Source organism: Mariprofundus sp. EBB-1 (assembly GCF_003665155.1).
Taxonomy (GTDB): Bacteria; Pseudomonadota; Zetaproteobacteria; order Mariprofundales; family Mariprofundaceae; genus Mariprofundus.
This window is the reverse complement of the sequence record NZ_RCFQ01000022.1, coordinates 1-10,388: the sequence shown is the minus strand read 5'-3', so window position 1 is coordinate 10,388 and position 10,388 is coordinate 1. Positions and strand designations below refer to the sequence as shown.

Below are 10,388 nucleotides of genomic sequence, written 5' to 3'. Positions count from 1 at the left end.
CATGGAGATATTATGCGCGTAGTATTTGCCGGCACCCCCGGCTTTTCTGTTCCCTGTCTGACCGCTTTAATAAAAGCCGATAACATAGATGTAGTTGGCGTGGTTTCACAACCGGATCGTAAATCCGGACGCGGTATGAAGCTCACCCCTTCAGCAGTAAAACAGGCGGCACTGGATGCCGGCATTGATGTCATTACACCAGAAAAACTACGCGATAATGATGAAGCATTGCTATGGCTGCAGGAAAAACAGGCAGATATGCTGATTGTCGTCGCTTTTGGCATGATCCTCCCGGTTGAATGGTTGCATGCGGTATCTATCGCACCAATCAATGTACATGCTTCGTTATTACCACGCTGGCGTGGTGCTGCTCCTATCGAACGATCGCTGTTGGCTGGTGACGGTGAAACAGGTGTATGCATCATGCAGATGGAAGAAGGGCTCGATACCGGTGGTATTTATGCGCAACAGAACCTGCCGATCACAAGCCAAACCACCGGTTCTGAACTGTGGTTCAATCTTTCACCCATGGGTGCTCAACTGCTGATTGAAACCTTACCGAAAATCGCGGCTGGCCTGCAACCACAAGCTCAATTGGCCGAAGGCATTACTTACGCAAAGAAAATCACCAATGAAGAACGTATCATCGACTGGTCAAAGCCGGCCGCAGAGATTGACCGCCTGGTACGCTGCTTCTCTCCACGCCCTGGAGTACGCAGCCGATACAATGGTAAATGGTTAAAGTTGATTGCTGGTGAAACACTCCCCGGCCAACACAAGGCTCCAGTAGGGTCAGTAGTAAGCAACATTGAAGGTTTGGATATCGCCTGCGCTGAAGGCTCTGTCTATCGCATCAAGGAACTACAACCCGAGGGCAAAAAGGCGATGCCGGCAACAGACTTCCTCAGAGGAGCGCAGTTAAAAGCTGGCGACTTGCTAGCTTAAGCCATGCAAATCACCGAACTTCCATTTAATCAGCATATTGATCTACAAATTGATGCTAGCGGGGATGGCGACGAAGTTTTTCTCAAACAGCAGCCATGTCTGCTTAATCATGTAGGCAGCCTGCATGCTTCGGTGATTCATGCTTTAGCCGAAGCTGCCAGTGGTCATTACCTTATTCTGAACCTACTGCCCCTGTTCCCACAATCTACTGTGCTGGTTAAAAAGGCTTCCATTCAATATAAACGACCAGCCATGCAAGAATGCAGGGCAAAAGCAATCGTAGATCCAGCCGCTCTGCAAACGTGTATCGATATATTGAAGCGACGCAGCAGAACCATTTTCAAAATCCCCGTCAATGTCATGTGTGAAGATAAAATCATTGCCACGGCTGAAATTGATTGGTGGTTACAAGTACCCAAGCAATAAAGCATCACTGCAACACGCATAACACACAACACTGTAACCCCAAGGATGAATGATGACCCACAGACAAACCATATATCTGAAAGACTATCTTGCACCAGCCTATCTGGTGGATCAGGTCTGCCTCACATTCACCCTGCAACCCACAACCACAGAGGTTGTCTCCACAGTTCAATATCGCCGCAATCCTGAAGTCAGCACTGCAACAGAGTTAAAGCTCGATGGTCATGATATGGATCTACTCGGTATCAAACTGAATGGTCTTGCGCTGGATCAACATGACTATCATCTGCATGCACAAGGCCTGAACATCGCCAACACCCCTGATACATTTGAACTGGAGATCACCACCCGCATCAACCCGCAGGAGAACACAGCACTTGAAGGCCTGTATCGCTCCGGTGGTAATTATTGCAGCCAATGTGAAGCGCAGGGATTCCGCCGCATCACCTATTATCAGGATCGCCCCGATGTAATGGCCCCCTTTAAAGTCACCATCATTGCTGACAAAACAACCAATCCTGTACTGCTCTCCAATGGCAACCCAACCGGTCAGGGAAGACTGGAAAACAATCTGCACTGGGCCGAATGGCATGATCCGTTTGCCAAACCCTGTTACCTATTTGCCCTCGTTGCAGGTGATCTCTCCTGTTTTGAAGACTCTTTTACCACCGCCTCAAATCGCGCTGTCACCCTGCGTATTTTCACCGAAGCGCATCATATTGATCAATGCGGCCACGCCATGGCCTCATTAAAACGGGCCATGCGCTGGGATGAGCAACGTTTCGGGCTCGAATACGATCTTGATCTGTTCATGATCGTAGCCGTTGATGATTTTAATATGGGAGCAATGGAAAATAAGGGGCTGAATGTATTCAACTCACGCCTTGTCTTTGCCAGCCCGGAATCAGCTACCGACAATGATTATATCGCTATTGAGGCGGTTATTGGCCATGAATATTTCCATAATTGGACTGGCAATCGTGTCACCTGCCGCGACTGGTTCCAGCTCAGCCTGAAAGAGGGATTGACCGTATTCAGAGATCAGGAATTCACCGCCGATATGCACTCAAGAGCCGTCAAACGCATTGAAGATGTGCGCCTCTTGCGCACCCATCAGTTTGCCGAAGACGCTAGCCCCATGGCACACCCGATTCGCCCTGCCTCTTATATGGAGATCAATAATTTCTATACCGTCACCGTCTATGAAAAAGGCGCGGAAGTGGTACGTCTGTATCAGAGTCTATTGGGCGTTGAAGGCTTCAGAGCGGGCATGGATCTCTATTTTGAGCGCCATGATGGTCAGGCTGTCACTACTGAAGATTTCCTTGCTGCTATGCATGATGCCAATGCTGATACTAATATAGCTGATCTTGCACAAATGCAGCGTTGGTATGATCAGGCAGGCACACCGACACTGACTGTGCGGTTGGAATATGATCGGCAGCAACAAATCTGTTCCCTACACTGCTCACAACACTGTACGGATAGCCCCGGCCAGCATGACAAGCAGCCCTACCTGATTCCATTAACCATGGCACTGCTGCTGCCCGACGGCTCAGAACAGGCCTTACAACTAGCAGATGAACAAACAGCAGCATCCACTGAACGCACACTCATCATCACTGAAGCCGAGCAATCATTCCGGTTTGTTAACGTAACAGAAAAGCCCTTGCCATCGCTGCTACGCGGCTTCTCGGCTCCCATTCAACTCGACTACCCATACAGTGCCGATGACGATGCCTTTTTGATGCAGCACGATAGCGATGCATTTAATCGCTGGGCGGCAGCACAACGGCTAGCCATGAGCAGCATGCAAGCCATGCTGGATCATAAGACCACACCGGATACCCGTATAACAACAGCCTTCCGCCATCTGCTGCAAGATGAAAGTCTTGATCCGGCCCTTAAAGCTGAAGCACTGATGTTACCTTCAGAGTCAGATATTGCCGAAGCTAGCACGCCTGCTGACCCCGGCCAGATTCATGTAACACGTGAAAGCTTACGTCACTTCATTGCCACGAACCTGCGCGGTGAATTCGAGCGCCTGTATCACGCACTCTCTCAGGCATCAGACGAACTGAGTGATACGGCCATGCAGCAGCGTAAACTCAAGAATGTATGCCTGTCATATCTCTCGACATTGAACGATGCATCAACCATTTCACTAATGCATCAACAGTTTACTGAAAGCTCAAATATGACCGATCAATATGCCGCCCTCTCTGCTCTGGTTGATTGTGATTGCCCGGAACGGGAAGCTGCCCTTTCCAGCTTTGAAGAGCGTTGGACTGATGATGCCAATGTCATGGATAAGTGGTTTTCCGTGCAAGCCTCATCCGCATTGCCAAACACATTAGCGCAGGTAAAATCACTCATGACACATGATAAGTTCGACCTGCATAATCCGAACAAGGTGCGAGCTCTGATTGGCAGCTTCGCTATGCGCAACCCGGCCGGCTTCCATGCTGAAGATGGTAGTGGTTATGCGTTTATCGCCGAACAGGTCTTGGCTTTGGACAAACTGAACCCCCAGGTGGCCTCGCGCATGGTACGCGCACTGATGCCATGGAAACGCCTGGAGCATAAACGCAGTGCATTGATGCGCAATCAGCTGCAACGCATTGCCGATAGTTCAGGCATCTCTGGTGATGTGTTCGAGATCGTCACGAAAAGCCTAGACTGATCGGCAGAGCTATTATCGGGATAATATTTCCAAACATTTAATGGTATAAATTTTTTTCATCAGAGGTGAACTATGGCGATCAAAAAAATATCCAATAACAAAAAGCGCCGACTGGCCGCTCTCTCTGCTCAAGCCATGAATGCAATCGCTCAAGGTCAGTTGGAAACAGCACAGAGCTTATGCTCCCGGGCCGATGACGAATATAAAAACTTTCCTGATACCATGTATGTCCGTGGTCTGGTCGCCATTAGAAAGTCAGATTTTCCCTTGGCTATTGATTGGCTTACCCGTGCCAGCCAGGCTGCCCCTAAACGACTTGAATTCAAGACCAATCTGGCCGGCAGTATGCTAATGGGAAATCAGGAAGAGAATGCTGCCATACTGTATAAGCAAGTATTGGCCCAATCTCCTCGCTCATACGAAGCACTATTTGGCTATGCTACCGCCTTGGAGCTCATGGGAGAGCTTCGGCACGCTCTTGAAATGTATGAAAAAGCATCACAACTTTTCCCACGTGATGTGGATATCATCCAAAAATTAGCCCATATTCACAACTATCTAATAAACACTGAAACCTCCATGGCATTGATGGAGAAGGCACATACCCTAGCCCCGAACAATGATGAAATTCTCTACAATATGGCCATAAATTTATCTCAGCATGGCAACAAAGAGGAAGCCATGAAACGCTTGAATGAAGCACTGGCCTTAAATCCGAATAATATTGATTCGCTTCTTCTACTGTTTTCAAACTTCCCAACAGATACGGAAAATACACATTTCGCAAAACTAAAAAGCATTTACGCGCAATCTCAACCGGGAAGCTATGAGCGCATATCCTCCGCATTTATACTCGGACATATTGCTGATAAGACAGGCCAATATGAACAAGCCTTTGACTATTGGAGAAAAGCTAACCAACAGCGGCGAAGGCATTTTATAAATTACGATGAAAACGAACAGGAGTCTCTCCATATAGCTGCCAGCGCCGCCTTTCCCAAAGAATGTTTCGATGACGCCATACCCACGCAAGCCAGTCAGGCTACCCCCATATTTATTATTGGCATGCCTAGATGCGGTTCTACCCTGCTTGAGCAAGCACTATCCCGTCATCCGGCACTTCAAACAGTCGGAGAGACTGATGCTATTCCCCAATCAATGATTGGCCGCCATCATAAAGTGCGCAATAACACACTGATTGAGCTACTTAGTACGTTAAATAATAGTGAATTACTGGCTATCGGTCATGAATATGAGCGCCGCTTAACAGATGAATATAGCGCTGCTGGCCGCGTCATTGATAAGGGACTGATCAACTACCTCTATGCCGGAGTCATTGCCAAAGCCCTACCCCATGCACGCATTATCCATATTCGACGCGAACCAATGGCGACCTGCCTTTCCATGTTCAGGGAAAATTTCAGTTCTTCTGTGTACTACTCATTTGATCTTGATGAGTTGGGTCGCCAATACGCACGCTATCAACGCATCATGCAACACTGGCGTTCAGTGCTGCCCGCAGGCGTTATGCTTGAGGTAGGGTATGAAGAGCTTGTAAGCACGCCTGAACCCGTTCTGCGGAAAATATTGCAAGCCTGCAACCTTGAATGGTCTAATGCGTGCCTGAATTCGCATCAAGGAACAGGCCCAGTATCCACGGCAAGCGTACTTCAGGTACGAGAACCCATGCATCAAAAATCCGTAGCGCATTGGCAACATTATGAGAACCAGCTCGCACCGCTTCATCAATATTTTCAAACCTGAACATGCCATGGAAGCATATCTCTCCACCATTAGCCCTCTCTGGGAGCAGTAATAGCATCGTAATTATTTACCCTGCGATGATTAACGATGTTTCTCACGGCTAGAGAGAGTAAGATGTCGCCCGCTTACTATGGTGAGCTTTTAAGAATGATTGTAGTGATAAAAGGAGTCAGCAATGAAGTTGGCAATGATTGGTTTAGGTCGCATGGGCGGCAATATGGTGAAACGTTTGATGCAGGGCGAACATGAAGTGGTCGCTTATGATGTCGATACGGCACCCGGTTTAGCTCTGGCTCAGGAATTTGATGCTGTCAGTGCAGCGCAGAGTTTAGAGGATGTGATCGCACAGCTCCCTTCCCCGCGTGTACTCTGGGTGATGGTTCCGCATCAATTTGTGGATGCGAGCATTGAAAACCTATTGAAAGCAGGTCTTGAACCAGGTGATCTGATTATTGATGGTGGCAACTCCAACTACAAAGAAGGACAGCGCCGTGGTGCTGAGCTGGCTGAAAAAGGTATCTTATTTGCCGACTGTGGTACCTCGGGCGGTGTATGGGGGCTGCAAAACGGTTATTCGTTAATGATTGGCGGCGAACAAAATGCTATTGATCTGATTGCACCTGCGTTGACTACACTTGCTTCTAATGATGGTCAGGGCTGGGGCCATATGGGACCAATTGGTTCCGGACATTTTGTGAAGATGGTTCATAACGGCATGGAATACGGCATGATGCAGGCGTTTGCCGAAGGCTTTGAATTGATGAAAGCCAAAGAAGAGTTTGACCTGGATATGCATCAGATTTCACGTGTCTGGCAACATGGTTCAGTGGTAAGTTCATGGTTGCTCGATCTTACCGGTGATGCGCTTGAACAGGATGGAGATCTCTCTTCTCTATCCGACTGGATGGATGATTCCGGTGAGGGACGCTGGACTGCCAATGAAGCCATTGATCTGGGTATTCCAACACCTGTCATGACACTGGCTTTGCAGATGCGTTTCCGTAGCCGTCAAAAAGATGCGTTTGCTGGTAAAATCGTAAATGCTCAACGCGCCGGTTTTGGAGGCCACCCTATTAAGCCAGCAGATAAATCGGACGCTTAATGGCGCGCGATGATAAATTTGCTTCCATTATAGGGAGTGAGCAGGCTGAACCTGCCAACATCGTAATCTTTGGTGCATCCGGTGACCTGAGTAAACGTAAATTGCTTCCTGCACTGGCGCATATGCATCGCTGGAATCTGCTTGGTCCGCATTCGCGGATCATCGGTGCTTTACGTAACAACTGGACCAAATCGCACTGGATCAATTATGTGCATGACCAGTTGTTACAGTATTTCCCTGATGCGATTTTGAATCCACGTTCATGGCAGCGTATTTCACACAAACTTGACCTGGTTAATGGTGATCTGGCTGACCCTGAGATGTATCAGCGTCTAGCTGAAGCATTACATGAGCAAGGTGGAAAAAAGAATGCTCTGTTCTATCTGGCAATTCCCCCTTCCTGGTATGAGTGTGTAGCTAAAAACCTCAAAGCTGCCGGCTTAGCCGATGAAGCTGATGGTTTTCGCCGCATCGTGGTTGAAAAACCATTCGGCATGGATTTGCAGAGCGCTCAGGATCTGAATCAAAGCCTGCAGCACTATTTTAATGAATCGCAGATCTATCGTATTGATCATTATCTAGGCAAAGAGTCGGTGCAAAACCTGATGGTATTCCGCTTTGCCAATTCGGTGTTAGAGCCGTTATGGAACCGCAACTTTATCGATCATGTACAAATTTCCGTATCTGAAACACTGGGGATCGGTTATCGCGCCGGTTATTATGAAACATCAGGTGCCCTGAAAGACATGATTCAAAGTCATCTCTTACAGGTCTTAACCTTGGTAGCCATGGAAGCACCACTTACATTGGATGCCGATGATGTGCGTGATGAAAAAATGAAAGTATTACGCGCTATCCGGCGTATATCTGTCGATCAGGTCAAGAATATTGCGGTGCGTGCCCAATATGATGCAGGCAATGCCGGTGGTGTGGATATTCCAGCCTATCGTGATGAAGCAGGTGTTGCTGCCGACTCCAATACTGAAACATTTGCAGCAGTAAAATTCCATGTTGATAACTGGCGCTGGCAGGGTGTGCCATTTTTATTGCGTACCGGCAAAGCATTACCTGACCGCGTGTCAGAAATATGTATTCGCTTCAAAGCACCACCACAAACCTTGTTTGACCTGCATGATGGCAATGTACTCAATAACGAACTGATTTTCCGTCTGCAACCTGATGAAGGTATGCTACTTAGTATGACAGCCAAACAACCAGGCCTCTCAACCGACTTACGTGCTGTTCAACTCGATGCAAGTTATGGCATGGATGGTTCAGGTATGCCGGAAGCCTATGAAACACTATTTCATGATGTACTACTTGGTGAAGCGGGCCTGTTCTCGCGTGCTGACGAAGTGGAAGAGTCTTGGCGCATTGTTGAGCCGATTATGAAAGCCTGGGCTGCTGAAGACGCCTCCATTTCAACATATACCGCAGGTACTATGGACATCGATGGCATGCAGGAGCTTATGCATGATTGTGAAGGCGATTGGCGTAATTTGAGTGCAAAGCATGCTTGAAAATCTCATCCACCATGAAAACAACGATGCTGTAGCGCACGCTGTAGCAGGTCGCATCATAGAGGCTGCATCATCAGCCATTGCTGCTCGCGGTGTATTTCATCTGGCTCTGGCCGGTGGAACAACGCCACGTTGCTGTTATACCTTGCTGCGTGATGCTGATATCGCCTGGAACAATCTCCATATCTGGTTTGGTGATGAACGCTGTCTGCCTGTCGGTGATGCAGAACGAAACGATCTGATGGCTGATCAAGCGCTATTAAACTATGTGAACATCCCGTCTCATCACATCCACCGCATAGCTGCTGAGCTTGGCCCTGATCAAGCCGCCACCATGTATGCTGAAGAATTGGCAGCTATCCCCTGCCTTGATCTGGTATTATGTGGCATGGGCGAGGATGGACATACCTGCAGCCTTTTTCCTGATAATCCCGCTCTCGCTGATGAGCGTCCGGTTGTGCCTGTATTCAATGCACCAAAGCCACCTCCTCAACGTGTATCACTGGGTTACAGTACGCTTCATGCTGCACATGAACGCATTATCATGGTGACAGGTGAGGGAAAGCGCGATGTGTTTGAACGAATACGTTTAGGTGAATCGTTTCCGGTGATGATTGCCAATAGTGAGTGGCATAGCACCCTTTAAGAAGCTCAACTGTTATCTAAAAGAGGGCGATCGTATGATTCATACGCATGTCACCACAGGATGTTTGCCTCACCCTCCAGACATCTCTTGCGTAAACTCTGTTAATGGAACCTTAGCTCTAGCATGCGGCCACCGGATGTTTCAGCGATTTTCTGATATGCCACTTTGGTGCTCGAATCACTGCTACCCAATGGTAAGGTAAATACTGGTGCTGGAATGGTATGATAATGTACCGTATCGGTAGGTGGTTCATCACCAATGAGCAAATAAGCACCCGGTGTAGGTGAGTTTTGCGCAATCGCATCAAAGGTATGACCAATGGTCTCATCACTACCGCTAAAGGGAGCCTCCTGCATCAGTTGATCAAACATTGCGCCCATGGAGCCTGTTGCAGTATTGGTTTTCTTGTCCGCATACCAGCTTACTGCAGCCAGTTTCTTACCCGACCTGATTGCAATCACGCGCAGTATCGGAATCAAAAATGAGGTAGCACCATGCATCGATCCTGTAGCATCAATGACCAGATGCAGATCTTTACCCGGCAAGGCACGTAACCCCTGCACCATCAACTCAAAGTCTTTGCGGCCCTGACCAACACCAAATCCTGCCGATGCCAGCACCTTATTCATCTGCTGTTCACTATCGGCACCAACCAGCGTGTTCATCTCCTGCATCAGTTCAACATTACGCGCATTAGACTTCGCCAGTGAATCTTCAAGCGAAGCGATGGCTGCTTTGTCCAGTTCAGAATCGCCATTACCCTGCATTTTCGAGACCATCAAAATCATGGCCAGAATAAAGATAAATGCTGCGAGCATTAACAACGCCATATCTGAAAAGACTTCGTAAATCGATCCTGTCTCCTGATTATTACGCGTGCGCATGATCAGAGCTCGGTTTTTTGATCTGTTTTGCTTGCATTGTTCTTCATGGAATCGATCTGATCTTGATTATTCTTTGGCTGAAATCCCATCGCCATCAACAAGCGCTGTTTAAAATTCGCCAACTGTTTTTGAAGACTTAACTCATAACGCAGTACTTTGGCGTAATGACGATGAACAGCAATCGCTTTAAATACTTCATCATCATCTTCACTTAATCGCGTAGCCTGTTTGAGTTCACGCATCTCCTGTGCAAATTCAGACATGGCATGTTTGCTGGCTTGCATCGATTGCCCCAATGAAGACATGCGCTGCTCCATGCCCGCTAAGGACGCATCAAGCGCAAGGTAATCACGTTGCACTGTGGATGTGAGCTCTACAGAGGCATACACCATGCAGCTGCGCACCAGCAGGTCCTGTA

Annotated in this window: 9 protein-coding genes; 7 read left to right on the top strand and 2 right to left on the bottom strand. The window is 48.1% G+C overall.

Annotated features, from left to right (window positions below; all coding sequences use genetic code 11):
- The first annotated feature begins 12 nt into the window (after positions 1-12).
- The 7 genes from fmt to pgl all read left to right on the top strand — a co-directional run bounded on the left by fmt (position 13) and on the right by pgl (position 9,086).
- On the top strand, positions 13-945 hold the full coding sequence (fmt, locus tag D8Y20_RS09455) for a methionyl-tRNA formyltransferase (RefSeq protein WP_121543093.1): 933 nt from the start codon (positions 13-15) through the stop codon (positions 943-945).
- A gap of 3 nt (positions 946-948) precedes the next feature.
- The gene (locus D8Y20_RS09450) at positions 949-1,371 is read left to right on the top strand and encodes a PaaI family thioesterase (RefSeq protein ID WP_121543091.1); all 423 of its coding nucleotides are present in this window, start codon (positions 949-951) and stop codon (positions 1,369-1,371) included.
- A 52-nt stretch (positions 1,372-1,423) separates the two neighbouring features.
- Positions 1,424-4,054, top strand: coding sequence for an aminopeptidase N (gene pepN, locus D8Y20_RS09445; protein WP_121543089.1), 2,631 nt, complete (start codon positions 1,424-1,426; stop codon positions 4,052-4,054).
- Between the two features lie 72 nt (positions 4,055-4,126).
- Complete coding sequence (locus tag D8Y20_RS09440; protein WP_121543087.1) at positions 4,127-5,818, top strand: sulfotransferase; 1,692 nt, start codon at positions 4,127-4,129, stop codon at positions 5,816-5,818.
- Positions 5,819-5,993: 175 nt separating this feature from the next.
- Positions 5,994-6,920, top strand: a complete 927-nt coding sequence (gnd, locus tag D8Y20_RS09435) for a phosphogluconate dehydrogenase (NAD(+)-dependent, decarboxylating) (protein ID WP_121543085.1) — start codon at positions 5,994-5,996, stop codon at positions 6,918-6,920.
- Positions 6,920-8,440, top strand: coding sequence for a glucose-6-phosphate dehydrogenase (gene zwf, locus D8Y20_RS09430; protein ID WP_121543083.1), 1,521 nt, complete (start codon positions 6,920-6,922; stop codon positions 8,438-8,440). Before gnd ends, zwf begins: the two co-directional genes overlap by 1 nt.
- Positions 8,433-9,086, top strand: coding sequence for a 6-phosphogluconolactonase (pgl, locus tag D8Y20_RS09425; protein WP_121543081.1), 654 nt, complete (start codon positions 8,433-8,435; stop codon positions 9,084-9,086). The genes zwf and pgl overlap by 8 nt, the downstream gene beginning before the upstream one ends.
- A gap of 101 nt (positions 9,087-9,187) precedes the next feature.
- Here pgl and D8Y20_RS09420 read toward each other — a convergent pair whose 3' ends face one another.
- Together D8Y20_RS09420 and D8Y20_RS13665 are read right to left on the bottom strand one after the other, a co-directional pair.
- Positions 9,188-9,970 carry a hypothetical protein gene (locus D8Y20_RS09420; RefSeq protein WP_121543079.1) on the bottom strand — a complete coding sequence of 261 codons (783 nt, stop codon included), beginning with the start codon at positions 9,968-9,970 and terminating at the stop codon, positions 9,188-9,190.
- 2 nt (positions 9,971-9,972) lie between these two features.
- Positions 9,973-10,388 (bottom strand): hypothetical protein (locus tag D8Y20_RS13665; protein ID WP_161957614.1); only part of this gene is annotated, 416 nt, incomplete at its 5' end.